Below are 25,669 nucleotides of genomic sequence, written 5' to 3'. Positions count from 1 at the left end.
CCGCCCGTGCCCCGCCGTTAGCCTTCCGTTCACACGGAAAGCGCTTACCACCGCGAGAAGTTCACCGTCGAACAACGAAAGGTGGAGCCCACCGATGTCCCCACGCCCGCTCGACCGCCGCTCGTTCCTGCGCGCCACTGCCGCGACCGCCGCCACCGCCCTCGCCGCCGGAGCGGCGACCAACGCCGGCGTCCTCCCCGCTGCGGCCGGCACCGGCAACCGGCTGATCCCCCGCCCCGCCATCGGCATGCACCTGTACACGATGCGCCGCTCATTGGCCGTCGACTTCGCCGGCACCGTCCAGGCGCTCGCCGACATCGGCTACGCCACGGTCGGCGTCAGCGGCCGGCACGGCCACAGCGCCGCCACGATCCGGGCCATGCTCGACGACGCCAGTCTGAAGGCCGTCCTGGAGCACGTCGGCTACAACCGCCTGACGGACAACCTCGAGGGCGCCTGCGCGGACGTCGTCACGCTCGGCGGCCACTGGGTCGTCACGTCGAGCCTGCCCGGCTCGCTCTACACGCTCGACGGCATCCGCCGCGCCGCCGCGGAGTTCAACCGGGCCGGCGCGGTCGCCGCGACCTACGGGCTGAAGGTCCTCCACCACAACCACGACGCCGAGTTCCGCACCGACGGCGGCCGCGTGCTCTACGACGTGCTGCTGGAGGAGACCGACCCGGATCTTGTCGGCTTCGAGCTGGACGTGTACTGGGCGGCCCGCGGCGGCTACGACGCCGGCGACTACTTCGCCCGCTACCCGGCACGGTTCCCAGCGCTGCACGTCAAGGACATGGCGCCGGACGGCGGGTTCGCCGACGTCGGCTCCGGGATCCTCGACTTCGCGGCGATGTTCGAGCACGCCCACCGCGGCGGCGCCCGGCAGTTCCTCGTCGAGCACGACAACCCCGCCGACGAGCTGAGCACCGCACGCAACAGCTTCCGGTCCCTACGCGACCTGCGATTCTGACGGAGGCGGGCGCCATGCTGCGATTCGGGCTCGCCGCCGCCCTGGCGGCCACGGCGCTCACCGGCGGCGGCCTCGCGAGCAATGCCGCGGAGCCGACGGCCGAGAGCTTCGACGCGCTGGTCTTCTCGCGCGTCACGAACTTCTATCACGACTCCATCCCTGCTGGTCAGGCGCTGATCGAGCAGCTGGGCGAGGAGCACGGGTTCAACGTCACCGTCTCCGACGACCCGGCGAACTTCACCGACGAGACGCTGGCCCATTACGAGGTGGTGATCTTCAACAACACCAACTCCACGCCGCAGGCCGGCGACCTGCTGAACGCGGACCAGCGCGCCGCGTTCGAGCGCTATATCCAGGCCGGCGGCGGGTACGTCGGCATCCACTCCGCGTCGGGCACCGAGCGCGACTGGGAGTGGTACGGCGAGCTGGTCGGCGCGTTCTTCCTCAGCCACCCGCCGATCCAGGAACTCGAGGTCGAGGTGGACGACCGGATCCACCCGTCGACCGGCCACCTGCCGCAGGAGTGGACCCGCACCGAGGAGCCGTACGACTTCGTCACGAACCCCCGCGGCGACGTGCACGTGCTGGCCAGCTACGACTCGAAGTCCTACACCGGGCACCGGATGGGCGCGGACCACCCGATCAGCTGGTGCCAGAACTTCGACGGCGGCCGGTCCTGGTACACCGGGATGGGGCACGCGTCGTCGGCGTTCACCGACGAGCCGCTGTTCGTGCGGCACCTGCTCGGCGGCATCCAGTGGGCGGCCGGCGTGATCGAGGGAAATTGCTCGGCGACTTCCGAAAGGAACTTCGAGAAGATCCAGCTCGACGGCAACACCGACGACCCGCTGGCGATGGACGTCGACGACACCGGCCGGGTCTTCTACGTGCAGCGCGGCGGCGACGTGAAGGTGTACGACCCGGCGACCAGACGGACGGCGCGGGCTGCGACGTTCGATGTGCTGGTCGAGCATACGCACGGCATGCACGGCATCGTCCTGGACCCCGATTTCGCCACGAACCACTGGCTGTACCTGTACTACTCGCCGCTGGACGAGCCGAACACCGTCGTCGCGCGGTTCACCTACGACGAGGCCACCGGCACCATCGACCCGGACTCGCGGGTGACGATCTTCGAGCTGCCGTCGCAGCGCGAAGTCAACGCGCACGAGGGCGGCGGCATGGACTTCGACGCGGCCGGCAACCTCTACGTCGCGACCGGCGACAACTCCTCGCCGTGCTGCGGCGGCTACGGCGCCACCGACGAGCGGCCCGGGTTCGAGTACAACGACGCGCAGCGGTCGTCGGCGAACACCAACGACCTGCGCGGCAAGATCCTGCGCATCCACCCCGAGGACGACGGCACCTACACGATCCCGGAGGGCAACCTGTTCCCGCCCGGCACCGAGGGCGCCCGGCCGGAGATCTACGTCATGGGCCTGCGCAACCCGTACCGGATCCACGTCGACGAGGAGACCGGCTGGCTCTACTGGGGCGACGTCGGCCCGGACGCCCGCGTCGACAGCGCGACGCGCGGCAGCCGCGGCTACGACGAGTGGAACCAGGCCCGCGGCGCCGGCAACTTCGGCTGGCCACACTGCATCGGCGCGAACAAGGCGTACAACGACCACGACTTCGCCACCGGCGAGTCCGGCCCGCTGTACGACTGCGCCGGCGGCCCGGTCAACGACTCGCCGAACAACACCGGCCTGACCCAGCTCCCGCCCGCCCAGCCGGCCTGGCTGCCCTACCAGTACGAGGTCACGCCGGAGTACCCCGAGCTGGGCAGCGGCGGGCGGCTGGCGATCGGCGGCCCGACCTACCACTTCGACGGTGACAACCCGTCGGAGGCGAAGTTCCCCGAGTACTACGACGACACCGTCTTCATCGCCGAGTGGACCCGCAACGCGATCTTCGAGGTCCAGCTCGACGAGGCCGGCCGGCCGGCGATCATCAACCGGTTCCTGCCCGGCGTGGAGTTCCTCCGCCCGATCGACCTGCAGTTCGGGCCGGACGGCTCGCTGTACGTCATCGAGTGGGGGTCGAACTACGGCGGCTCCGGGCGCGGCGACCCTAACACCGACTCAGGCATCTACAAGATCAACTACGCCCGGCCGGGCGAGCGGTCGCCTGTCGCCCGCGCAACGGCCGACCCCACGTCCGGGCAGCCGCCGCTGACGGTGGAGTTCTCCAGCGCCGGCTCCGGCGACCCGGACGAGCACGAGATCACGTACGCGTGGGACTTCGACTCCGACGGCACCGTCGATTCGGCCTCGCCGAACCCGTCCCACACGTACACGGAGAACGGCGACTACACGGCGCAGCTGGTGGTCACCGACCCGACCGGCCGCACCGGCGTCGCCAACGTGCCGATCAGCGTCGGCAACACCCGGCCGGAGGTCGAGCTGGTCGAGCCGCTGGACGGGCAGGTCTTCGACTTCGGCGAGCCGGTGCCGTACGAGGTGCGGGTCGACGACGCAGAGGACGGGGTGAGCGGCGCCGGCGTCGACTGTGCGGACGTCGTCACCCAGCCGGCGCTCGGGCACGACCAGCACGGTCACCCACTGGAGCAGTACACCGGATGCACCGGCGAGATCCAGACCATCGTCGACGACGGCCACGACGCGGCCGACAACATCTTCTACATCGTCGACTCGACCTACACCGACCGCGGCGGCGACGGCGTCGCGCCGCTGACCGGCGGCGACTCGGCGATCCTGCAGCCGCGGCACAAGCAGGCCGAGCACTGGACGTCGGCGAGCGACGTCGTCCTGTACGACACGCGGGAGGGCACCGGCAACCGGATGGTCGGCCAGATCGGCCACGGCGACTACCTGTCCTACGAGCCGGTGAACCTGCGCGGCGTGAACCGCCTGACGTTCCGGTACGCGTCGTCCGGGACCGGCGGGACGGTGACCGTCCGGCTGGACGCGGTCGACGGGCCGGTCGTCGGCAGCGGACAGCTGGAGCCGACCGGCGACTCGTACGCGTTCGAGGAGGTCAGCATCCCGGTCGAGGACCCGGGCGGCAGCCACGAGCTGTTCCTGGTGTTCACGAACGATCCGGGCGACGACTACCTGTTCAACCTCGACGCGTTCCGCTTCGGGCACACCCTGCTCGACGGGGTCCGGGCGGCGCGGGCGGCCGTGCGGGACGTGTCGGCCGCGGCGGACGAGCACGCAGGGGCGCTGACCGAGGAGCAGGCCGCGTACCTCGCGAGCGCGGCGACGCGGATCGACGGCGAGCTGGCCGCCGCCATGGACACGGCGACGGACCACCCGGACTTCGCCCGGCGGCTCGACCGCGCGCTGATCTTCACCGATCAGGCCCGGCAGTGGGTCGGCGACCAAGGGCTGCCGGCGGAGGTCGCCGGCGCGCTGCTGGCGCCGTTGGACGAGGCCGCGGCCGCGCTCGACGGCGTCATCGGCATCGTCGACGGGGTCAGCGCGACGCTGGCGGCGGACGGCGGCGAGGTCACCGCGGGCGAGACGGTCCGAGTGACGGCGACGCTGACCAACGACGGCGCGCAGACCGTGCGGGCGCCGGCGGTCGAGCTCGCCGTGCCCGACGGCTGGCAGGCGGTCGCTGTCGGGCCGACGTCGGCGGCGTCCCTGGAGCCCGGGTCGACGCTGACCGGTGCGTGGGACGTGTCCGTCCCGGCCGATGCGGCGCCCGGCGAGGTGACGCTGACCGGGTCGGCCGGGTATGCCCACGTGGGCCGGGAGCGGGTCACGGTCCCGCTGTCGGCACCGGTGGTGGTGCGGCCGGCGGTGTCGGCGGACGGCGTGACGGTAGGCGCGCCGCTGTTCAGCGGCCGGACGTCGGCCGCGTCGATGACGGTGACGAACCACCGCTCGGCGGCCGCCGCGGAGGTGACCGCGACGGTCACCGTCCCTGAGGGCTGGACCGCGGGCAGCGCGACGGCGACGGTCGCGCCCGGTGCGACGGCGACGCTGGAGGTGCCGGTCACCGCGCCGGCCGGCGGCGTCGTCGCCGGGCCGCTCACCGAGGCGGTGCTGACGGCGTCCGTGACGGTGCCCGGCGTGGTGGTCGGCGGCGCGCCGACGGCCCGCACGTACGCCGTCCCGCACGGCGACGACCTCGTGCTGGCCCTGGACGGCGGCTCGGCTACCAGCCCGGTGCTGGCGTCGTACGCCGCGCTGGCGCCGTCGCACGCGTGGGACCCGGCGCGCCGCTACGGCTGGGTCACCGGTGCGCCCCTGCTGCGCGACCGCGGCCACCCGGACGCCCTGCGGCGCGACTTCGTGCTGGACAACCGGGGTCCGGGCGTCCTGCGAGTGGCGCTGCCGCCGGGGCCGCACACGGTGTCGCTGCTGACCGGCGACCCGGACTTCTCGACGTCCGGCTTCGTGGTGGAGGCCGACGGCCAGGTGGTGGTGCCGGCGCGGGCGACGCTGCCGACCGGGTCGTACGCCTGGGAGCAGTTCACGCTCGACGGCGGCGAGGCGGGCCGGACGGTGGACCTGCGGCTGTCCAGCCCGACCGGCAACTACTGGCGGGTCCTGGCGCTGCTGGTCGACGACACGGCGTAGCGATCAGAGCTCGGCCGGCGGCGGGACGATCCGCAGCGTCCCGTCGCCGGCCGGTTCCGCCCTCACCTGGTGAGCGCTCGGAGTCGGGACTGCTCGTCAGGCGTGTTGACATCAACGCCAACAGTTGGCGCTCAGGTCAACACCTCCGATCGCACTCACCATCACCTAGGCCTGTGCGGCGTCGACGCCGACGACGCGGCCGTCCACGTCGGTGCGGTAGCGGCCGCGGGACAGGTCGATGAGCACCAGTGCGTTGCCGAACGGGTCCTCGACGATCCCGACCCGGCCCACCGGCACGTCGGTCGCCAGCAGCAGCTCGCTCTCGCCGCCGGGCAGCCGGAGCCCGGCCTGTCCGATCGCGTCGTGCCGCCAGAGCAGCTCGTGCCCCAGCTCGTCGCGGTAGAACGCCAGGCCGGCGTCGACGTCGGGCACGCGGACGACGACGGCGTCGACGGCCCGCAGCACGGGATCGTCAGGCATGGCCGCAGGCGGGCGCGGCGTCGGCGACGGGCAGCAGGGCCGGCGCGCCGACGGTCGGCATGCCGAGCAGCACGCCGGGCGCGGCCGCCGCGGGCGACGTCGTGGCCCGCTCGTAGGCGTCGCCGGCGCGGGTGCGGCGCAGCGCGTAGGTGGGGCCGTCGGCCACCAGGTGGTGCGGTGCGGCGTAGCTGACCCGCACCGTCACCATGTCGCCCGGCCGTGGCGTCTCGGCATCGGGCGGGACGGAGAAGTGCACCAGGCGGTTGTCGCGGGCCCGGCCGGACAGCCGGTGCGTCAAGCCGTCCTTGCGGCCCTCGCCCTCGGCGACCAGCACCTCGACGTCGCGGCCGACGAAGGCACGGCTCTCGTCCCAGGCCACCTCCTCCACCAGCGACGCCAGGCGCTGGTAGCGCTCGCGCACCACCTCGGGCGGCACCTGGTCGTCCATGGTGGCGGCCGGCGTGCCGGGCCGCTTGGAGTACTGGAACGTGAACGCCGACGCGAACCGCGCCTCGCGGACGACCTTCAGCGTCTCCTCGAAGTCGTCGTCGGTCTCGCCCGGGAACCCGACGATGATGTCCGTCGTGATGGCGGCGTGCGGCATGGCGGCGCGCACCTTCTCGACGATGCCGAGGTAGCGCTCCTGCCGGTAAGAGCGGCGCATAGCGCGCAACACACGATCGGACCCCGACTGCAACGGCATGTGCAGCTGCGGCATCACCGTCGGCGTCGACGCCATGGCCTCGATGACGTCGTCGGTGAAGTCGCGCGGGTGCGGGCTGGTGAACCGGACCCGCTCGAGCCCGTCGACGGCGCCGACGGTGCGCAGCAGCTTGCCGAACGCGTACCGGTCGCCGAACTCGACGCCGTAGGCGTTGACGTTCTGGCCGAGCAGCGTGACCTCGATGACGCCCTCGGCGACCAGCGCCTGCACCTCGGCCAGGACGTCGCCCGGACGGCGGTCGCGCTCGCGCCCGCGCAGCGCCGGCACGATGCAGAACGTGCAGGTGTTGTTGCAGCCGACGCTGATGGCCACCCAGGCCGCGTACGGGCTCTCGCGCCGCGACGGGAGGTCGGACGGGAACGTCTCGAGCGCCTCCACGATCTCGACCTGCGCCTCCTGCTCGATGCGCGCGCGGTCGAGCAGCGCCGGCAGCGAGCCGACGTTGTGCGTGCCGAAGACGACGTCGACCCAGGGTGCCCGGCGGGTGATCTCGGACCGGTCCTTCTGCGCCAGGCAGCCGCCGACGGCGATCTGCATGCCGTCGCGGCCGGCCTTCACCGACGCCAGGTGGCCGAGGTTGCCGTACAGCTTGTTGTCGGCGTTCTCGCGGACGGCGCACGTGTTGAGCACGACGACGTCAGCCGGCTCACCGTCCGCCGCCCGGGCATAGCCGGCGTCCTCCAGCAGCCCGGCCAGCCGCTCGGAGTCGTGGACGTTCATCTGGCACCCGTAGGTGCGGACCTCGTACGTGCGCGCGTTCATCTCGCCACCCAGGATAAGCGCTCGCCCTGACAGCCCGTCCGGGCGAGCGCCCGTCCCCGACCGGACTCCGACGGCGGGTCGACCGTCACGACGTGACCACGAGAGCCTCCGGGGATGAAACCGCCAAGTCACCGGCGCGGTTGGGGGGCAATTCGTCCGGCTTGTGGGCGAATGATCCCACAGTGCAGTATGACAGCGCATGACTCGGCCCACACAGCGGACGGCCGCATGCGCCCGACGCGGGCGTTGTCGGTTTGTTACCAACCAGTGACCGCAACCGCAGCTCAAAGGGCATGACAGGCGGTCGTCTCCACCATACCGTTGACGCTTGTCCCGGGATCGTCGTGAAGGTGGTGGTGTGAGTCCATGAGCCGAGACCGCAGCCGGAGCGTCACCCGATGAGCGTCGAGTCGGCCGGCGAGCTGCTGGTCGAGCTGCGCGACGTCAACAAGCACTTCGGCGCCCTGCACGTGCTGCGCGACATCAACCTGAGCGTCGCCCGCGGTGAGGTCGTCGTCGTCATCGGCCCTTCGGGGTCGGGCAAGTCGACGTTGTGCCGGACCATCAACCGCCTGGAGACCATCGACTCCGGCACCATCGCCATCGACGGCCAGCCGTTGCCCGCCGAGGGCAAGGCGCTGGCCCGGTTGCGCGCCGACGTCGGCATGGTGTTCCAGGCGTTCAACCTGTTCGCGCACAAAACGGTGCTGCAGAACGTCACCCTCGGTCCCATCAAGGCCAAGGGGATGCGCAAGGCCGACGCGGAGAAGCTTGCGATGGAGCTGCTCGATCGCGTCGGCGTCGCCGACCAGGCCGCGAAGCTGCCCGCGCAGCTCTCCGGCGGCCAGCAGCAGCGGGTCGCCATCGCCCGCGCGCTGGCCATGAAGCCCAAGGTCATGCTGTTCGACGAGCCCACCTCCGCGCTCGACCCGGAAATGATCAACGAGGTGCTCGACGTCATGATCACCCTGGCTCGGGACGGCATGACGATGATGGTCATCACCCACGAGATGGGGTTCGCCCGCAGGGCGGCCAACCGGGTGATCTTCATGGACGCCGGGAGCATCGTCGAAGAGGCCACCCCGGAGGAGTTCTTCACGAACGCCCAGAGCGACCGGGCGCGGGACTTCCTCAGCAAGATCCTGACTCACTGAGACGTCGAAAGTAAGCAGAGGAGATGCACACGATGCGTACCCGATCGACACTGCGGCGCTCCAGCGCGCTGGCGGCAATGGCGCTGACCGCGTCGCTGGTTCTGGCCGCCTGTGGCGACGACGACGGCGGCGACGACGGCAACGGCGAGGAGCCGACCGCCGAGGCCGGCGACTTCCCCGAGGGCAGCACCATGGCCGAACTGGCCGAGGCCGGTGAGATCACCGTCGGCACCAAGTTCGACCAGCCGCTGTTCGGCCTGGTCGGTCCCGACGGCACCCCCGTCGGCTTCGACGTCGAGATCGCGAAGATCATCGCCAGCGAGCTGGGCATCAGCGAGGACAACATCGAGTGGGTCGAGACCGTCTCGGCCAACCGCGAGCCGTTCATCCAGGACGGCCGCGTCGACATCGTCGTGGCCACTTACACGATCAACGACGAGCGCAAGCAGCTGGTCGACTTCGCCGGCCCGTACTTCGTCGCCGGCCAGACGATCATGGTGCTGGAGGAGAACACCGACATCAACGGCCCGGACGATCTGGCCGGCCGGAGGGTCTGCTCGGTCGAGGGCTCCACACCGGCGGAGAACATCCGCACCAACTACCCCGAGGCGGAGTTGTTCCCGACCGGTGCGTACTCGGACTGCCTCGAGCCGCTGCGCAACGGCCAGGTCGACGCGGTCACCACCGACAACGTCATCCTGTCCGGCTTCGTCGACCAGAACCCGGGCGAGTTCAAGCTGGTCGGCGAGCCGTTCACCGAGGAGCCGTACGGCATCGGCCTGATGCACGGTGACACGGAGTTCCGCAATTGGATCAACGACGTCCTCGAGGCGTCCTTCGAGGACGGCCGCTGGGAGGAGGCGTGGGCGGAGACCGCCGGCGCGGTCCTCGAGACGCCGGAGCCGCCGCAGGTCGACCGCTACTGACGGGTCATCGATGGGCCGTCGCCGTCGCCTCGGCACGGCGGCGGCCCACCCACCTGAGTTCGGCCGGACGGGAAGGGCTGCCTGATGGACGCCGTCATGGATGAGCTTCCGCTCTACTGGGAGGGTTTTCGTACCACCCTCGCACTCACGCTGGTCTCCGCCGCGATCGCGCTCGTGCTGGGGACCATCCTCGGTTCCTTCCGCGTCTCGCCCGTGCCCACCCTGCGCGGGTTCGGCACCGCGTACGTCGAGATCGTCCGCAACACCCCGCTGACCCTGGTGTTCATCTTCTTCGTCTTCGTCGCGCCACAGCTGGGCTGGACTCCGAGTGACTTCTTCGCTCCCGCTGTGGTCGCGCTGTCGGTGTACACCGCGGCCTTCGTATGCGAGGCGATCCGCTCCGGCATCAACAGCGTCGGTCAGGGCCAGGCCGAGGCCGCCCGCGCCATCGGTCTCACCTTCCCCCAGACGCTACGGCTCATCGTGCTACCGCAGTCGTTCCGCACCGTCATCCCGCCATTGATCAACATCTTCATCGCGCTGACCAAGAACAGCTCCGTCGCCGGTGGCTTCTTCGTGGCCGAGCTGTTCGGCGTCGGCGAGCAGCTGGCCAATTCCCATCCGGGTGACATCATCGCCGTGCTGCTGGGCGTCGGCGTCTGCTATCTGGTCATCACCATCCCGGCCGGCCTGCTGGCCGGGTACGCCGAGCGGAAGGTGGCGTTCGCGCGATGAGCTCGGTTCTCTACGACGTCGCCGGCCCACGGACCCGGCGCCGCACGTTGGCCTGGTCGATCGTCGGCGGCCTCTTCGTGCTCGCCCTGCTGTTCCTGGCCTACCGACAGCTCGACAGTCGCGGCCAGTGGGAGGCCGAACGCTGGCAGGTCTTCTGGGAGCCGCCGCTGGGTCAGTCGGCCGAGGACGTGTGGCGGTCCATGCTGATCACCGGGCTCGGCGCGACGCTGCGAGCGGCGGGAGTGGCCGCCGTGATAGCCCTGACCGCCGGCCTCGTCCTGGCCGTGATCCGGATGTCGACGTCGAGGCTCGTACGCTGGCCCGTCACCACCGTCATCGAGTTCTTCCGCGGCCTGCCGGTCGTGCTGCTCATGTTCTTCGCCGTCTTCGCCCTCGGGCTGCCGACGTTCTGGGGTGTCGTCTTCGGGCTGGCCGTGTACAACAGCGCGATCTTCGCCGAGATCCTCCGAGCCGGCATCGTGTCGCTGCCCAAGGGCCAGTCCGAGGCCGCCTACGCCGTCGGACTGAGCCGGATGCAGACGCTCTTCTCGATCCTGCTGCCGCAAGCGGTTCGGCGGATGCTGCCTTCATTGGTCAGCCAGTTGGTCGTGCTGCTCAAGGACACCTCGCTGGGCTTCATCATCGCCTACCCGGAGTTGCTGCGGCATCTGCAGACCAACACGCAGTTCTTCGGGCAGCGGTACTGGTTCCAGTTCTTCGTGGTGGGCGCCGCCATCTACATCGCGGTCAACTTCACCCTGTCGCGGCTGGCCGTGTACCTGGAGCGACGCGGCACGAAGAAGGCGGCCGGCGGTGTCGCCAAGGCCGCGGAGCCCGTCGGCGGGAAGGTCGGCGGCGGCGAGGCCGGCCCGGCCGTCTGACCTCTACGAGACACCCACGACGTTTGAGAAGCGGCCCGACGGCTACGGTCCTCCCAGACTCCGGTGATGCCTGCGCACCCGCGAGGAGGAACCATGGACGTCCAATCGACGCTGCCCCTGCACAGCGGCCGGGAGATGCCGATGTTGGGGCTGGGCACCTGGCAGCTCACCCACGACACGGCGGCGACGGTCGAGGAGGCCTTGCGTCTCGGCTACCGCATGATCGACACGGCTGTCGACTACGAAACCCAACCCGGCATCGGTGAGGGGATTCGCCGCAGCGGCCTGGATCGGCAGGACTTCTACCTGGTGACCAAGGTCGAGGAGAACGAGGACGCTTACAGGGGCACGGTCCGCGACCTGCGCGAGCTCGACTTGGACCATGCCGACCTGATGCTCCTCCACCGGCCGCCGCCGGGCGGCGCCGGCCAAGAGCTCTGGGCGGGCCTCATCCGGGCGAAGGAGGACGGCCTCACCCGCGACATCGGTGTGAGCAACTACAAGATCGAGCAGATCGAGGAACTCATCGATGCGACCGGCGAGGTGCCCACCGTCAACCAGATCGAGTGGACGCCGTTCGGCTGGAGTCCGCAGATGCTCGACTACTGCCGGCAGCGGCGGATCGTCGTCCAGGCGTACAGCCCGCTGACCCGGGCCGAGCGGCTGACCGACGACAAGCTGGCAGGCATCGCGTCGGAGTACGGCAAGAGCCCCGCCCAGGTTCTGATCCGGTGGAACCTCCAGCGCGGGGTCTCGGCGATACCGAAGGCGAATCGGCGGGATCACCTCACGGAGAACCTCGAGGTCTTCGACTTCGAGCTCGCCGACACCCACATGGAGCAGCTGAACGGCCTCGACGAGCACTGGTCGGCGCTCGGCCCGGCCCCCATGTACGTGTAGGGCGCTAGCGGGCGAACTCCGTCGACCGCGACTCGCGGACGACGGTGATGCGGATCTGGCCCGGGTAGGTCAGCTCCTCCTCGACCTGCTTGGCGATGTCGCGGGCCAGCACCTGCGCCTGGATGTCGTCGACGACGTCGGGCAGCACCATGACCCGGACCTCGCGGCCGGCCTGCATGGCGAAGACCTTCTCGACGCCCTCGTGGCTCATCGAGATCTCCTCCAGCCGCTCCAGCCGCTTGACGTACGCCTCGAGCGACTCGCGGCGGGCGCCTGGCCGGCCGCCGGAGATGGCATCGGCGGCCTGGGTGAGAACGGCCTCGACGGTGCGCAGCTCGACCTCATTGTGGTGCGCCTCGATGGCGTGCACGACGTCGTCGTTCTCGCCGTAGCGGCGGGCGATCTCGGCGCCGATGAGCGCGTGGCTGCCGTCGACCTCGTGGGTGAGCGCCTTGCCGATGTCGTGCAGCAGCGCGCACCGCTTCGTCAGCTTGACGTCGAGGCCCAGCTCGCCGGCCATCATGCCGGCCAGGTGCGCGGACTCGATGAGGTGCTTGAGCACGTTCTGCCCGTACGACGTGCGGTAGCGCAGCCGGCCGAGCAGCGCGACGAGGTCGGGGTGCATGTCAGTGACGCCGACTTCGACCAGCGCGTCCTCGCCGGCGCGCACGCACAGCGCCTCGACCTCGGCCTTGCTCTTCTCGTACTGCTCCTCGATGCGGTGCGGGTGGATGCGGCCGTCGAGCACGAGCTCCTCCAGCGTCAGCCGCGCGACCTCGCGGCGGACGGGGTCGAAGCAGGACAGCAGGACCGCCTCGGGCGTGTCGTCGATGATCAGGTTGACGCCGGTGACCTGCTCGAACGCACGGATGTTACGGCCCTCGCGGCCGATGATGCGGCCCTTCATCTCGTCGCCCGGCAGGTGCAGCACCGACACCACCGACTCCGCGGTCTGCTCCGAGGCGAGCCGCTGGATGGCCAGCGTGATGATCTCGCGGGCGCGGGCCTGGCCGTTCTCGTTCGCGTCCTTCTCGATGTCGCGCACCCGCACGACGGCGGCGCGCTTCGCCTCGTCCTCGACGGCGGCGATCAGCTCGGCCTTCGCCTGCTCAGCGGTCAGCTGGGCGGTCCGCTCGAGGACGGCGCGCCGCTCGGCCTCCAGCGCCGTCAGCTCCTCGGTGCGGACGGCGAGTTCGGCGGCCTGCGCCTCGACCTCGCGGAGCCGCTCCTCCAGCGACTGGGTGTCGGCGGTGACGCGTTCCTCGCGCTCGACCAGCCGCTGCTCGCGGCGGTCGAGGTCGGCGCGCTGCTCGCGGAGCTCGGCGGTCGCTTCGTCGGCGCGCTCGCGGGCCTTCTCGGCCTCGGCAGCGGCCCGGGCCTTCACGTCAGCGGCGTCGGCGGCGGCCTTCGTCCGCAGGTCCTCGGCCTCGCGGCGGGCCGCGGCCCTGACGTCGTCGGCGTCGCTCTGGGCGGCCGAACGCAGCCGCAGCGACTCGGTCTCGATTTGTGCGAACAGCTCAGCGGAGTTGGCGCGCGTGCCCTCGACGCCGCGGAGCCGGCTGAACAAGGCGAACAGCGCTACGCCCAGTAGCGCCACGACCACCAGTCCGACCAGCAGAATTGCCGTTCCGGTGTCCATCGGCGGGCTCCCTCACATATCGCGGTCTGCGCAGGCAAACCGGCTGATGGCGGGAACCGCACCGCGACCGCACCCACACCGCGGACGGCGCGAGCCTCGAACCACCGACGTGCCGCATCAACGCTGCGGCACGCACACCTCGACGAGCCGTTTCGGCCTGCCCTGCGCCGGCCTCGACGGTGCTGTGGTGTCGAGAATTGCCATGTTCTCTATGTCCGATCCGCGGTCGCGGAGTTGTTCTCCACCTTTGGAGTTGAGGTTACGTAAGGGTGTACAGACGGTCAAGCAGCGGGAACGCGCGCCGCGCCGCGTTTTGCGGCGCTGGGCTGGGACGATGCCGCCGCATTCGCCAGGGCGCAGTGGTACGCCGGGTTCGCGACGGCGAGGTGGACTCGAAATGATCACGTTGAGTAGGGGTGCTACCGCTCTACCAGGCATGCCTGGTGAACCGTGAAGACGCCTAGTCCGACGGCCGTCGCAAGGTCGCCGTGGCATCAGTCGGCGAGGAAGTCTTCGGGGAGGTCCATGCCGTCGACGCCGTCGGACTCGAGGGCTTCGCGGACGACGCGGAAGGCCAGGCCGGGCGGGTAACCCTTGCGGGCCAGCATGCCGGCGAGCCGGCGGGTGCGGGCGACGGGATCGAGGCGCCGGGTGCTCGGCAGCCGCGCCGCGACGAGAGCGCGGGCGGTCGCCTCCTCCTGCTCGGGGTCGACGGTCTCGACGGCTTCGTCGGCGACCTTGGGCTCGACGCCGCGTTTGCGCAGCTCGTAGCCGAGGGCGCGGCGGGCGAGGCCGCGGCCGGTGTGGCGCGACTCGACCCAGGCGCGGGCGTAGGCGGGGTCGTCGACCAGGCCGACGTCGGCGAACCGGTCGAGGACGCTGTCGCGGACTTCCTCCGGCACGCCCTTGCGCGCCATGGCGGCGTCGAGCTGGGCGCGCGTCTGCGGCGCGACCGACAGCCGGTTCAGCGCGACCCTCCGCGCCACCGACTCCGGGTCGGCGTCGGGATCGGGCTCACGCCCGTGGTCGTCGGACTCGGGAGGGTCCGGGCGGCCGCGTCGCGACCGCCCGGCGTTGGTGCTCACCATGGCCGGCTCAGAAGTCGACCGGGGCCTCTTCGACGGCGGCATCGACCTTCGGGCCGACGCCGAGCTTCTCCTTGATCTTCTTCTCGATCTCGTCGGCGAGGTCGGGGTTGTCCTTGAGGAAGTTGCGGGCGTTCTCCTTGCCCTGCCCCAGCTGGTCGCCCTCGTAGGTGTACCAGGCACCGGACTTGCGCACGATGCTCTGCTCGACGCCGAGGTCGATGAGGCCGCCCTCGCGGCTGATGCCCTCGCCGTAGATGATGTCGAACTCGGCCTGCTTGAACGGCGGGGCCACCTTGTTCTTGACCACCTTGACGCGGGTGCGGTTGCCGACCGCGTCGGTGCCGTCCTTGAGCGTCTCGATGCGACGGACGTCGAGGCGGACGGAGGCGTAGAACTTCAGCGCCTTGCCGCCACTGGTGGTCTCGGGTGAGCCGAAGAACACGCCCACCTTCTCGCGCAGCTGGTTGATGAAGATGGCGGTGGTCTTGGACTGGTTCAGCGCACCGGCGAGCTTGCGCAGCGCCTGGCTCATCAGCCGGGCCTGCAGACCGACGTGGCTGTCGCCCATCTCGCCCTCGATCTCGGCGCGCGGCACCAGCGCCGCCACCGAGTCGACGACGATGATGTCGAGCGCACCGGAGCGGATGAGGGTGTCGGCGATCTCGAGCGCCTGCTCACCGGTGTCGGGCTGGGAGACGAGCAGGGAGTCGGTGTCGACCCCCAGCGCCTTCGCGTAGTCGGGGTCGAGCGCGTGCTCGGCGTCGATGAAGCCGGCGACGCCGCCCGCACGCTGAGCGTTGGCCACCGCGTGCAGCGCGACGGTGGTCTTACCGGAGGACTCCGGGCCGTAGATCTCGACCACTCGGCCGCGCGGCAGCCCGCCGATGCCGAGCGCGACGTCGAGCGAGATGGCACCGGTGGGGATCACCTCGATGGGCACCCGGGCCTCCTCGCCCAGCCGCATCACCGAGCCCTTCCCGAACGAGCGCTCGATCTGCGCGAGCGCGGCATCGAGTGCCTTGTCGCGGTCCGCGGGAACAGCCATGGGCACCACCTGGGGTCGACGGGCCGGCGCGCGGCCCTGCGTTTTCTTGGTCATCGCCGGAGACGTTACGCGGTGCCACCGACAGGATCGGGAACGAACTCCCGAGATTGTGGACAACCGCGCCAACCGGACTCCGGTGTGGACAGAGTCGACTCTATGCCGAACGGGTGTTCGAGAGCGAGCGACACGCCGGAATCAGCATCGCGATGACCGGAGCGGCGAGCAGGACAGCGGCGGAGGCATTCAACACTCCGTATCCGAACGTTCCCACGACGATCCCGGCCAGTGCTCCCCCGCCGGCGGCCGCCAGCCCCATCAGCAGGTCGGACGCGCCTTGGACGGCCGGCCGGTCGTCCCCGCCGACGGCGTCGGTCAGCAGCGTCGAGCCGGCCACCATGCACGCCGACCAGCCCAGGCCCAGCAGGAACAGCCCGGCCGTCAGCCCTGCCGAGTGGCCCTCGTGCGCCGTCCCCGCCAGCGCCACCGACGCGAGCAGGATCAGCACGCCGCCCAGGATCACCGGGACCCGCCCGACGCGGTCGGCCAGCCAGCCCATGACCGGCGACAACGCATACATGCCGGCCACGTGCACGCTGATGACGAACCCGATGACGGAGATCGAGGCGCCGCCGTGCGTCATGTGCACCGGCGTCATGACCATGACGGTCACCATCACGGTGTGCCCGACGACGACGGTGGTCAGCCCGAGCACCGCGGGCGGGCTGGCCGTGATGGCCGTCCACCCGGCCCGCAGCACGCCTCGCCGGCGCACAGGCGGATCGCCGGACGCGCTGCCGAGCTGGCGTGCCGTCAGCAGCGGGTCGGGGCGCAGGCCGGTGAGAATCACCAGCGCGCCCAGCCCGAGCACCACGGCGCCGACGAGGAACGGCCCGGCCAGCGGCTCGATGCCCATCGACGACGCGAGGTCACCGGCCGGTCCGGCCAGGTTCGGACCGGCCACCGCGCCCACCGTCGTCGACCAGACGACGACGGAGAGCGCGCGCCCCCGACCACCCGCTGGCGCGAGGTCCGTCGCCGCGTAGCGGGCCTGCAACCCGGCCGCCGTCCCGCCGCCCAGCAGTGCCGTGCCGAGCAGCAGCAGCGGGAAGACCTGTAACTCCGTGGCGACCACCGCGATCAGCGCGCCCACGGCGCCGAGGGCGTACGTCACGCCGAGCCCGACGCGCCGTCCGTACGACACCGCCAGCGACGCGGCGGGCATGGCCAGCAGCGCCGCACCGAGCACCTGCGCACTCTGCACCAGGCCGGAGAGGTCGTCGCGGCCGAACACCTCGGTGACGACGACCGCGCCGACGGCGATCGCGGCGGACACGCCGAGCCCGCCCGCGACCTGGCTCGCCACGAGCGTCCGCACCGTATGCCGTTGGACGGGCTGGACCGCTTGGACGTCGCTCACCGCAGCAACAGCCGTTCGATGCGCCGGGCCGCGAACAGCAGCCCCGCCAGACCCATGACGACGAGGTACGCCACGTGCGCCAAGATGCCCCACGCGACGTCGCCGAGCATGAGGTCCCTCATCATCGCGACTCCGTGGTACAGCGGCGTCACCTGTACCACCCACCGGACCGACTCGTCGTACGTCGACAGCGGGTAGAACGTGGCCGAGAACAGGAACATCGGCAGCAGGGCCAGCTGGATGTAGTCGAAATCCTGCCAGCTGCGCAGGTACGTGGTGACGGACATGCCGATGGCGGCGAACGCCAGGCCGATGAGGCTGGCCGCGGGCAGCGCCAGCAGCGCCCACCAGGAGTGCACGACGCCGGCGGCCGCGGCCACGACCAGGAACGTCGTGGAGTACAGCAGCCCGCGCAGCAGCGCCCAGCTGATCTCGCCGACGGCGACGTCGCGTGGCCCCAGCGGCGTGGCCAGCACGGAATCGTACAGCTTGGCGTACTTGAGCTTGAAGAACAGGTTGAACGTGGAGTCGAAGACGGCGCCGTTCATCGCGGCGGCCGCCATCATGGCCGGCGCGACGTAGGCGGCGTACTCGATCATGCGCCCGCCGCCGGCGTCGACGTCGCCGATCAGCGCACCCAGCCCGACGCCGAGCGAGAACAGGTAGAAGACCGGCTCGAACACGCCGCTGACCAGCGTGACCCAGCCGTGCCGGAACGCGCGGGCGTTGCGTTCGACCAGCGTGCGGGCCAGCCCGGCGCCGGCCGGGATGGGCAGCGCGCGGGCGATCGCATTGACGGCGCTCATGTGACCAGCCGCTTCCGGAAGCTCGCGAACGCCAGCCACAGCCCGCCGACGACCCACACCGCGAGGTAGGCGACGTGCCCGAGCGAGCCGGCCGCCGTCGCCGTCTCCATGACGAGGCTCCGGCACAGCTCGACGCCGTGCCACAGCGGCGTGACCTTGGCGATCGCCTCGAGTACGGCGGGCAGCTGCTCGACCGGGAAGAACGTGCCGGAGAACAGGAACATCGGCATGACGATGAACCGGAACAGCACGTTGAACCCGCTGTCGTTGTCCTGCCGGGCGGCGAACGCGAACACCGGCGTGGTGAACGCGAGCCCCGTCAGGACGGCGGCGAACACCGCGGCGGCGACCCACCAGGACGTGATGGCGCCCAGCGCGACGGCGACGACGGCGAACGCGACGCTGGTGATGGCCACCCGCATGGCGACGAACGCGACGTGCCCGAGGACGAGGTCGGCGATGCCCAGCGGCGCGGCCAGCATGGCGTGGTACTGGCGCTGCCACTTCAACGCGCCCATGACCGGGAACGTCGACTCGCCGACGGCGGTCTGCATGGCCTGGGCGGCGAGGATGCCGGGCGCGATGAACTCGACGTACCCGGGTGCGCCGAGGCCGCCGTCGTCGACCAGCGTGCCGAGTCCGAACCCCATGGCGACCAGGAAGAACAGCGGACCGAGGAAGCCGCTGATGATCGTGCCTCGCCACACCCGGCGGTAGTTGGTGATCCAGTACGCGAAGGCTCGGCCCGCCATACGTCCCTCGGCCGGCTGCGCGCGCGTCGTCGTCGTCATCAGTCCACCAGCGTCCGGCCGGTGAGGTGCAGGAACACGTCCTCCAGCGTCGAGCGGCGGGCCAGCACCGACAGCGGCTGCAGCCCGCGCCGCTGGACCGCGGCGGCCGTGGCGTCGCCGTCGTCGGTGTAGAGGAGCAGGCGGTCGGGCAGCACCTCGACGCGTTCGGCGAGGTCGGTGACCTTGGCGGCGTACGGCGCGTGGTCGTCGGCGGCGAAGCGCAGCTCGAGCACCTCGCGGGTGGAGTGCAGCGCGATGAGCTCCCGCGGCGACCCCTCGGCGACGATGCGGCCGCCGTCCATGACGACCAGGCGGTCGCACAGCTGCTCGGCCTCGTCCATGTAGTGCGTGGTGAGCACCAGCGTGACGCCGGAGCGTTTCAGCCGGAACAGGCGGTCCCACAGCACGTGCCGGGCCTGTGGGTCCAGCCCGGTGGTGGGCTCGTCGAGCAGCAGCAGCTCGGGGTCGTTGACCAGCGATCGGGCGATGGTGAGCCGCCGCTTCATGCCGCCGGACAACGGCTCGACGACGCTGTTCGCCCGCTCGGTGAGCTGGGCGAACTCGAGCAGCTCGTCGGCCTTCGCACGCACGTGCGCCCGCGAGAGCCCGAAGTAGCGGCCATACACGAGGATGTTCTCGCGCACGGTGAGCTCTTCGTCGAGCGTGTCGCGCTGCGGCACCACGCCCAGCCGCGCGCGGATGGCCGGCCCGTCCGTCGCCGGGTCGAGCCCGAGGATGCGCAGGCTGCCGTCCGTCGGCGGCGACACGCACCCGATCATGCGCATGGTCGACGACTTGCCGGCGCCGTTGGGCCCGAGGAACCCGAACGCCTCGCCCCGGCGCACCTCGACGTCGATGGCGTCGACCGCGGTGAACTCGCCGAACCGTTTGGTGAGGCGGTGGGCGCTGATCATGGGCTGGTCGGGTCGAGGCGTCACGATTCCGGACGCTACCCCTCGGATCCGACAACCGGCATCCGAGTTTCCGGCGGGTGGGTCTCCATGCGGCCCAGCCTGCAACCTCAAGCGCGGTGGAGGTCAAGTGGCCGGGGGTCGGCGCTGGAGCGTGCGGCCGTTGGCCGGGTTCTGAGGCTGGCCGTCCCCCTGCTGCCCCATTCTCTTGCCGCGACCGTGCGCCTCTTGGTCCTCAGTAGCGCTTCCCGGCCCGAAACAGCCCTCCAGCGTTACCCAGAACCAAGACGTTGACTCCGTCCCTTGATCATCAGCCTTTCTGGTCGTCACAGCAGCTCACGCCGAGACCGTCGCGGCGAACGGCCGCCCGGCGAACTCAGCGTTCGCTGGGCGGCAGGCGCAGCGCGTCGCAGACCGCCCGCCAGACGACCTTGGTGTCCTCGCCGGCCTGGAGCGCCTGGTGGACCGTCCGCCCGCCGAGGCCATCGATGACGTAGTCGCGCGCCCACGAGTCGGCGTACGCGGGGCCCAGCTGGCGCTCCATGCGCTCCCAGAAGTCCGTCAACCGCACGACGCCAGTATCCCCCACCCCTGTGGTTTCCTTTCCTCGTGAGACTCACCGTCGCCGGAGACCTCGCGGTCGGCACCGCGAGAGCACGCCGACCTTGTCGGTGCCCCGAGCGATGATGGGTCCATGAGTGACGTCCTCGAGCTGTTCGGCCCGGCCACGCGCGCGTGGTTCGCCGGGTCGTTCGCCGCGCCCACGGCGGCGCAGGAGGGCGCCTGGCGGTCGGTCGCGGCCGGCCACAACGCGCTGGTGGTGGCGCCGACGGGATCGGGCAAGACGCTGGCGGCGTTCCTGTGGGCGCTGGACCGGCTGGCGTCGGAGCCGACGCCGGAGGATCCCACCCATCGCTGCCGCGTCCTCTACGTCTCGCCGCTCAAGGCCCTGACGGTCGACGTCGAGCGGAACCTGCGGGCGCCGCTGGCCGGCATCGGGCACGCCGCGGCCCGCCTCGGCGTCCCCGCGCCCGGCATCAGCGTGGGCGTCCGCACCGGCGACACCCCGGCCGACGAGCGGCGCAAGTTCGCCAAGCATCCGCCCGACATCCTCATCACCACGCCCGAGTCGTTGTTCCTGCTGCTCACGTCGCAGGCGCGCGAGTCGCTGCGGCACGTCGAGACGGTCGTCGTCGACGAGGTGCACGCGGTCGCCGGCAGCAAGCGGGGCGCACACCTGGCCTTGTCGCTGGAGCGGCTCGACGCGCTGCTGGAACGGCCGGCGCAGCGCATCGGGCTGTCCGCGACGGTGCGGCCCATCGAGGAGGTGGCCCGGTTCCTCGGCGGCAGCCGCCCGGTCGAGGTCGTCACGCCGCCGAATGAGAAGCGGTGGGACCTCCGCGTCGTCGTGCCGGTGCCCGACCTCGACGAGCTCGACGCCGTCGCGCCGCCGGTCCCGGCCCCGGTCGGGTTCGACGAGGACGGCGACGGCGGCAACGCGTCCATCTGGCCGCACGTCGAGCAGCGCGTCGTCGACCTCGTCGAGCAGCACCGGTCGACCATCGTGTTCGCCAACTCGCGGCGGCTGGCCGAGCGGCTGACGGCCAGGCTGAACGAGATCGCGGCCGAGCGCGACGACGAGCGCCCGCCTGATCAGAAACCCGCCACGAACCATCCGCCCCCGGCGTCGCTGATGGCCCAGGCGGGTTCGACGCACGGCGCGACGGCCACCATCGCCCGGGCGCACCACGGCTCGGTCAGCAAGGAGCAGCGGGCACTCATCGAGGACGACCTCAAGTCCGGCCGGCTGCCCGCCGTCGTCGCCACCAGCAGCCTCGAGCTGGGCATCGACATGGGCGCGGTCGACCTCGTCGTGCAGGTCGAGTCGCCGCCGTCGGTGGCCAGCGGGCTGCAGCGGGTCGGCCGGGCCGGTCACCAGGTCGGCGCGGTCTCCAGCGGCGTGCTGTTCCCGAAGTACCGCGGCGATCTCGTGCAGACCGCCGTCGTCGCCGAGCGCATGGTGTCCGGGCAGATCGAGCAACTGACGGTTCCGCGCAACCCGCTCGACGTGCTCGCGCAGCAGATCGTGGCCATGGTGGCCATGGACGACTGGCCGGTCGACGACCTCCTGACGCTGGTCCGGCGGGCGCACCCGTTCGCCACGCTGCCGCAGTCGTCGTACGACGCCGTTCTCGACATGCTGGCCGGGCGGTATCCGTCCGACGAGTTCGCCGAGCTGCGGCCGCGACTGGTCTGGGACCGCACCGCCGGCGTCCTCAAGGGCCGCCCGGGCGCCCAGCGGCTGGCCGTCACCAGCGGCGGCACCATCCCCGACCGCGGGCTGTTCGGCGTGTTCCTGGTCGGCTCCGACCCGCGTCGCGGCGGCGCGCGGGTCGGCGAGCTCGACGAGGAGATGGTGTACGAGTCGCGGGTGGGCGACGTGTTCGCGCTCGGCGCCACCAGCTGGCGCATCGAGGACATCACGCACGACCGCGTCATGGTCTCCCCCGCGCCCGGGCACCCGGGCAAGCTGCCGTTCTGGCATGGCGACACGCTGGGCCGGCCGGCCGAGCTGGGCGCGGCCGTCGGCGGCTTCGTCCGCGAGATCAACCGGCTGCCGGAGGCGAAGGCGCGCGAGCGGGCGGCGAGCGCCGGGCTCGACGAGTGGGCCGTCGACAACCTCCTCGGCTACGTGCGCGACCAGCGCGAGGCCACCGGCCACGTGCCCGACGACCGCACACTGGTGGTCGAGCGGTTCCGCGACGAGCTCGGCGACTGGCGGCTGGTGGTGCACTCCCCGTACGGCGCGCGGGTGCACGCGCCGTGGGCCCTGGCCATCGGAGCCCGGCTGCGCGAGCGGTACGGTGTCGACGTCCAGGCCGCACACGCCGACGACGGCATCGTCCTGCGCATCCCCGACACCCTCGACGGCGTCGACGAGCTCGCCGGCACGGAGGCGCCGGACGCCCGGCTGGTCGTGCTCGACCCCGACGAGCTGGACGACATCGTCACCGGCGAGGTCGGCGGGTCGGCGCTGTTCGCGTCGCGGTTCCGCGAGTGCGCCGCGCGGGCGCTGCTGCTGCCCCGTCGCTCCCCCGACCGCCGTTCGCCGCTGTGGCAGCAGCGGCAGCGGTCGGCCCAATTGCTGCAGGTCGCGTCGAAGTACGGCTCGTTCCCCATGCTGCTCGAGACCATGCGCGAGTGCCTGCAGGACGTCTACGACCTCGACGGCCTGCGCGACCTCATGCGCCGCGTCGCCGGGCGGCAGGTCAAGGTGGTCGAGGTCGAGACCCCCACGCCGTCGCCGTTCGCGCGGTCGCTGCTGTTCGGGTACGTCGCGGCATTCATGTACGAGGGCGACTCCCCGCTGGCCGAGCGGCGGGCGCAGGCGCTGACGCTCGACTCCACCCTGCTGGCCGAGCTGCTCGGGCAGACCGAGCTGCGCGAACTGCTCGACCTCGAGGTGGTCGAGCGCACCGAGGTCGAGCTCCAGCGGCTGGTACCCGAGCGGCAGGCGCAGAACGTCGAGGCGGTCGCCGACCTGCTCCGGCTGCTCGGCCCGCTGACGACGGACGAGGTGGCGGCCCGCTCGGCGGAGCCCGCCGACGCCGCCGGGCACCTCGACGAGCTGGTGCGGCAGCGGCGGGTCATCGGGGTGCGCATCGCCGGCCAGGAGGTCTGGGCCGCCGTCGAGGACGCCGCCCGGCTGCGCGACGCGCTCGGCGTGGCGCTGCCGGGCGGCGTGCACGACGCGTTCACCGCGCCGGTGCCCGACCCGCTCGGCGACATCGTCGCGCGGTACGCCCGCACGCACGGCCCGTTCCACGCCGCCGACCTCGCCACCCGGTTCGGCCTGGGCGTCGCCGTCGTCGTGTCGACGTTGCGCCGGCTGGCCGCCGAGGGCCGCGTGGTCGAGGGCGAGCTGCGGCCGGGCAGCAGCGGCACCGAGTGGTGCGACGCCGAGGTGCTGCGGCTGCTGCGCCGCCGGTCGCTGGCGGCGCTGCGCAAGGAGGCCGAGCCGGTCGACGCCGCGACGCTGGGCCGGTTCCTGCCCGCGTGGCAGTCGGTCGGCAGCTCGCTGCGCGGTCCCGACGGCGTGCTGCGGGTGGTCGAGCAGCTGGGCGGTGCTGCGGTTCCGGCCAGCGCGCTGGAGAGCCTCGTGCTGCCGGCGCGGGTCGCGGCGTACTCGCCGGCCTGGCTGGACGAGCTGACCGCGGCCGGCGAGGTGGTGTGGTCCGGGCACGGGACGCTGCCCGGGTCGGACGGCTGGGTGTCGCTGCACCTGGCCGACGCGGCGCACCTGACCCTGCCCGACGTCGATCTCGCGGAGGCCGACGCCGAGTTGCATCGGGCCGTGATCGAGACGCTGGCCGGCGGCGGCGCGTACTTCTTCCGGCAGCTCAGCGACGCGGTGGCGGGACGGCTCGAGTCGCCGCCCGACGACCCGGCGTTGGCGACGGCGCTGTGGGACCTCGTGTGGGCGGGGCTGGTCACCAACGACACGCTGGCGCCGTTGCGGTCGCTGCTCACCGGGCGGCCGGCGCACCGGTCCCGGCCGGCCCGGCCGCGGTCGCGATACGCCCGCGGCCGCCCGGCGATGCCGTCGCGCACGGGTCCGCCGGCTGCGGCCGGCCGCTGGTCGCTGCTGCCCGACCGCGACACCGACACCACCCGCCGCGCACACGCCGCCGCCGAGGCGCTACTCGACCGCCACGGCGTCGTGACCCGCGGCGCGGTGCAGGCCGAGCGGCTGCCCGGCGGGTTCGCGGCGGCGTACCGGGTGCTGTCGGCGTTCGAGGACACCGGCCGGGCCCGGCGCGGCTACTTCGTCGCGGGTCTCGGCGCGGCACAGTTCGGCACACCGGGCGCGGTCGACCGGCTGCGCTCGTTCGCCCAGCTCGACGACGCGCGGCCGGCCAGCGCGCTGGTGCTGGCCGCGACCGACCCCGCCAACCCGTATGGCGCGGCGCTGCCCTGGCCGGAGCGCGGCGAGTCGGGGTCGGCCGGACACCGGCCCGGGCGCAAGGCGGGTGCCCTGGTCGTGCTCATCGACGGCGCCTTGGCCCTGTACGTCGAGCGGGGCGGCCGGACACTGCTGTCCTGGACCGACGACACCGACCAGCTGCGCGCCGCCGCCGACGCGTTGGCGCTCTCGGTGCGCGAGGGGGCGCTCGGCGCGCTGCGGGTCGAACGTGCCGACGGCGCGCAGGTCACCACCACGCCGCTCGGCGAGGCCCTCACCGCGGCCGGTTTCCACGTGACGCCGCGCGGCCTGCGCCTGCGCGGCTGACGACCCGCCTGCCGGCCGGTGACGCCGGCGATCCCCACCCACCTCTGCGCCGCCAGAGTTGATCGGTGGGCGGCCCAAGGCCCGCGCTCTACGGCCGACCGCCGACGAGCCGTAACCTGGCCGGGTGATTCTTGCGACCCACGCCGGCTACGAGGTCGACGACGACCAGGACCGGCTCGATCTCGATGTCATCATCGGGTTCCTGCTGACGACCTACTGGAGCAAGCACCGTTCGCGCGAGACGGTCGAGCGCGCCGTCCGCCGATCGTTCGGCGTCGGGCTCTACGAGCCCGGCGGTGCGCAGGCGGGCTTCGCGCGGGTGGTCGGCGACGGCACGACGTTCGCCTGGCTGGCCGACGTGTTCGTGTTGCCGGAGCATCGAGGACAGGGGCTGGCTCGGGTTCTGGTCAAGGCCGTGCTGGAGCACCCGGACCACGCCGGCGTCGAGCGCTGGATGCTGGCCACGCTGGACGCCCACGAAGTGTACGCGCCGCTCGGCTTCGGGCCCATCGAGTCGCTCGACCGCTACATGGTCCGCCAGACGCCCCCTCGCCCCACCCAACAAAGTTGATCTTGGAGTAACCGGGGAATCAATCG

Annotated in this window: 19 protein-coding genes; 9 read left to right on the top strand and 10 right to left on the bottom strand. The window is 71.7% G+C overall.

Annotated features, from left to right (window positions below; translation table 11 throughout):
* The first annotated feature begins 94 nt into the window (after positions 1-94).
* Positions 95-970 (top strand): sugar phosphate isomerase/epimerase family protein, encoded by an 876-nt coding sequence (locus tag E1262_RS15045; RefSeq protein ID WP_132103952.1) that lies wholly within the window; start codon positions 95-97, stop codon positions 968-970.
* A gap of 14 nt (positions 971-984) precedes the next feature.
* Positions 985-5,523, top strand: a complete 4,539-nt coding sequence (locus tag E1262_RS15040; protein WP_132103951.1) for a ThuA domain-containing protein — start codon at positions 985-987, stop codon at positions 5,521-5,523.
* A 165-nt stretch (positions 5,524-5,688) separates the two neighbouring features.
* Here E1262_RS15040 and E1262_RS15035 read toward each other — a convergent pair whose 3' ends face one another.
* Both E1262_RS15035 and miaB read right to left on the bottom strand, forming a co-directional pair.
* A complete protein-coding gene (locus E1262_RS15035; RefSeq protein ID WP_132103950.1) occupies positions 5,689-6,003 on the bottom strand; it encodes a VOC family protein in 315 nt (104 codons plus the stop codon).
* Complete coding sequence (gene miaB, locus E1262_RS15030; protein ID WP_132103949.1) at positions 5,996-7,489, bottom strand: tRNA (N6-isopentenyl adenosine(37)-C2)-methylthiotransferase MiaB; 1,494 nt, start codon at positions 7,487-7,489, stop codon at positions 5,996-5,998. Before miaB ends, E1262_RS15035 begins: the two co-directional genes overlap by 8 nt.
* Positions 7,490-7,887: 398 nt before the next feature.
* On the opposite strand from miaB, the gene E1262_RS15025 reads away from it, so the two are divergent.
* From E1262_RS15025 to E1262_RS15005, 5 genes are all read left to right on the top strand, one after another.
* On the top strand, positions 7,888-8,643 hold the full coding sequence (locus E1262_RS15025; RefSeq protein ID WP_132103948.1) for an amino acid ABC transporter ATP-binding protein: 756 nt from the start codon (positions 7,888-7,890) through the stop codon (positions 8,641-8,643).
* A gap of 32 nt (positions 8,644-8,675) precedes the next feature.
* On the top strand, positions 8,676-9,569 hold the full coding sequence (locus E1262_RS15020) for a glutamate ABC transporter substrate-binding protein (RefSeq protein WP_132103947.1): 894 nt from the start codon (positions 8,676-8,678) through the stop codon (positions 9,567-9,569).
* Between the two features lie 84 nt (positions 9,570-9,653).
* Positions 9,654-10,304, top strand: a complete 651-nt coding sequence (locus tag E1262_RS15015) for an amino acid ABC transporter permease (protein WP_132103946.1) — start codon at positions 9,654-9,656, stop codon at positions 10,302-10,304.
* Positions 10,301-11,185: an amino acid ABC transporter permease gene (locus E1262_RS15010; protein ID WP_132103945.1), complete on the top strand. Its 885-nt coding sequence runs from the start codon at positions 10,301-10,303 to the stop codon at positions 11,183-11,185. Before E1262_RS15015 ends, E1262_RS15010 begins: the two co-directional genes overlap by 4 nt.
* Before the next feature lie 93 nt (positions 11,186-11,278).
* Complete coding sequence (locus tag E1262_RS15005; protein WP_203453886.1) at positions 11,279-12,085, top strand: aldo/keto reductase; 807 nt, start codon at positions 11,279-11,281, stop codon at positions 12,083-12,085.
* Positions 12,086-12,089: 4 nt separating this feature from the next.
* Here the strand turns inward: E1262_RS15005 and rny are convergent, their stop codons facing one another.
* The 8 genes from rny to E1262_RS14965 all read right to left on the bottom strand — a co-directional run bounded on the left by rny (position 12,090) and on the right by E1262_RS14965 (position 20,353).
* Entirely contained in the window at positions 12,090-13,724 is a 1,635-nt protein-coding gene (gene rny, locus E1262_RS15000) for a ribonuclease Y (RefSeq protein ID WP_132103944.1), read from the bottom strand.
* 494 nt (positions 13,725-14,218) lie between these two features.
* Entirely contained in the window at positions 14,219-14,812 is a 594-nt protein-coding gene (locus E1262_RS14995) for a regulatory protein RecX (RefSeq protein WP_132103943.1), read from the bottom strand.
* Between the two features lie 7 nt (positions 14,813-14,819).
* On the bottom strand, positions 14,820-15,857 hold the full coding sequence (gene recA / locus E1262_RS14990; protein WP_132103942.1) for a recombinase RecA: 1,038 nt from the start codon (positions 15,855-15,857) through the stop codon (positions 14,820-14,822).
* Between the two features lie 154 nt (positions 15,858-16,011).
* The gene (locus tag E1262_RS14985; protein WP_203453885.1) at positions 16,012-17,220 is read right to left on the bottom strand and encodes an MFS transporter; all 1,209 of its coding nucleotides are present in this window, start codon (positions 17,218-17,220) and stop codon (positions 16,012-16,014) included.
* Positions 17,221-17,270: 50 nt separating this feature from the next.
* Positions 17,271-18,080 carry an ABC transporter permease gene (locus E1262_RS14980; protein ID WP_132103940.1) on the bottom strand — a complete coding sequence of 270 codons (810 nt, stop codon included), beginning with the start codon at positions 18,078-18,080 and terminating at the stop codon, positions 17,271-17,273.
* Positions 18,077-18,871 (bottom strand): ABC transporter permease, encoded by a 795-nt coding sequence (locus tag E1262_RS14975; RefSeq protein ID WP_203453884.1) that lies wholly within the window; start codon positions 18,869-18,871, stop codon positions 18,077-18,079. Before E1262_RS14975 ends, E1262_RS14980 begins: the two co-directional genes overlap by 4 nt.
* Positions 18,871-19,785, bottom strand: coding sequence for an ABC transporter ATP-binding protein (locus E1262_RS14970; protein WP_132103977.1), 915 nt, complete (start codon positions 19,783-19,785; stop codon positions 18,871-18,873). Before E1262_RS14970 ends, E1262_RS14975 begins: the two co-directional genes overlap by 1 nt.
* 373 nt (positions 19,786-20,158) lie before the next feature.
* Positions 20,159-20,353 (bottom strand): DUF3046 domain-containing protein, encoded by a 195-nt coding sequence (locus tag E1262_RS14965; protein WP_132103939.1) that lies wholly within the window; start codon positions 20,351-20,353, stop codon positions 20,159-20,161.
* Positions 20,354-20,476: 123 nt separating this feature from the next.
* Here E1262_RS14965 and E1262_RS14960 point away from each other — a divergent pair, with 123 nt between their 5' ends.
* Complete coding sequence (locus tag E1262_RS14960) at positions 20,477-25,072, top strand: ATP-dependent helicase (RefSeq protein ID WP_132103938.1); 4,596 nt, start codon at positions 20,477-20,479, stop codon at positions 25,070-25,072.
* 124 nt (positions 25,073-25,196) lie between these two features.
* Complete coding sequence (locus E1262_RS14955; protein ID WP_203453883.1) at positions 25,197-25,643, top strand: GNAT family N-acetyltransferase; 447 nt, start codon at positions 25,197-25,199, stop codon at positions 25,641-25,643.
* Positions 25,644-25,669 lie beyond the last annotated feature (26 nt).

Source organism: Jiangella aurantiaca (assembly GCF_004349105.1).
GTDB classification, from domain to species: Bacteria; Actinomycetota; Actinomycetes; order Jiangellales; family Jiangellaceae; genus Jiangella; species Jiangella aurantiaca.
The sequence above is the reverse complement of the archived record's forward strand: the minus strand, read 5'-3'. Positions and strand labels throughout refer to the sequence as shown.

What these genes read in the sequence shown, in the direction of transcription:
- E1262_RS15045 (WP_132103952.1), top strand. Translation starts at nt 95, where the DNA reads ATGTCCCCACGCCCGCTCGACCGCCGCTCGTTCCTGCGCGCCACTGCC.
- E1262_RS15040 (WP_132103951.1), top strand. Translation starts at nt 985, where the DNA reads ATGCTGCGATTCGGGCTCGCCGCCGCCCTGGCGGCCACGGCGCTCACC.
- E1262_RS15035 (WP_132103950.1), bottom strand. Translation starts at nt 6,003, where the DNA reads ATGCCTGACGATCCCGTGCTGCGGGCCGTCGACGCCGTCGTCGTCCGC.
- miaB (WP_132103949.1), bottom strand. Translation starts at nt 7,489, where the DNA reads ATGAACGCGCGCACGTACGAGGTCCGCACCTACGGGTGCCAGATGAAC.
- E1262_RS15025 (WP_132103948.1), top strand. Translation starts at nt 7,888, where the DNA reads ATGAGCGTCGAGTCGGCCGGCGAGCTGCTGGTCGAGCTGCGCGACGTC.
- E1262_RS15020 (WP_132103947.1), top strand. Translation starts at nt 8,676, where the DNA reads ATGCGTACCCGATCGACACTGCGGCGCTCCAGCGCGCTGGCGGCAATG.
- E1262_RS15015 (WP_132103946.1), top strand. Translation starts at nt 9,654, where the DNA reads ATGGACGCCGTCATGGATGAGCTTCCGCTCTACTGGGAGGGTTTTCGT.
- E1262_RS15010 (WP_132103945.1), top strand. Translation starts at nt 10,301, where the DNA reads ATGAGCTCGGTTCTCTACGACGTCGCCGGCCCACGGACCCGGCGCCGC.
- E1262_RS15005 (WP_203453886.1), top strand. Translation starts at nt 11,279, where the DNA reads ATGGACGTCCAATCGACGCTGCCCCTGCACAGCGGCCGGGAGATGCCG.
- rny (WP_132103944.1), bottom strand. Translation starts at nt 13,724, where the DNA reads ATGGACACCGGAACGGCAATTCTGCTGGTCGGACTGGTGGTCGTGGCG.
- E1262_RS14995 (WP_132103943.1), bottom strand. Translation starts at nt 14,812, where the DNA reads ATGGTGAGCACCAACGCCGGGCGGTCGCGACGCGGCCGCCCGGACCCT.
- recA (WP_132103942.1), bottom strand. Translation starts at nt 15,857, where the DNA reads ATGGCTGTTCCCGCGGACCGCGACAAGGCACTCGATGCCGCGCTCGCG.
- E1262_RS14980 (WP_132103940.1), bottom strand. Translation starts at nt 18,080, where the DNA reads ATGAGCGCCGTCAATGCGATCGCCCGCGCGCTGCCCATCCCGGCCGGC.
- E1262_RS14975 (WP_203453884.1), bottom strand. Translation starts at nt 18,871, where the DNA reads ATGACGACGACGACGCGCGCGCAGCCGGCCGAGGGACGTATGGCGGGC.
- E1262_RS14970 (WP_132103977.1), bottom strand. Translation starts at nt 19,785, where the DNA reads ATGATCAGCGCCCACCGCCTCACCAAACGGTTCGGCGAGTTCACCGCG.
- E1262_RS14960 (WP_132103938.1), top strand. Translation starts at nt 20,477, where the DNA reads ATGAGTGACGTCCTCGAGCTGTTCGGCCCGGCCACGCGCGCGTGGTTC.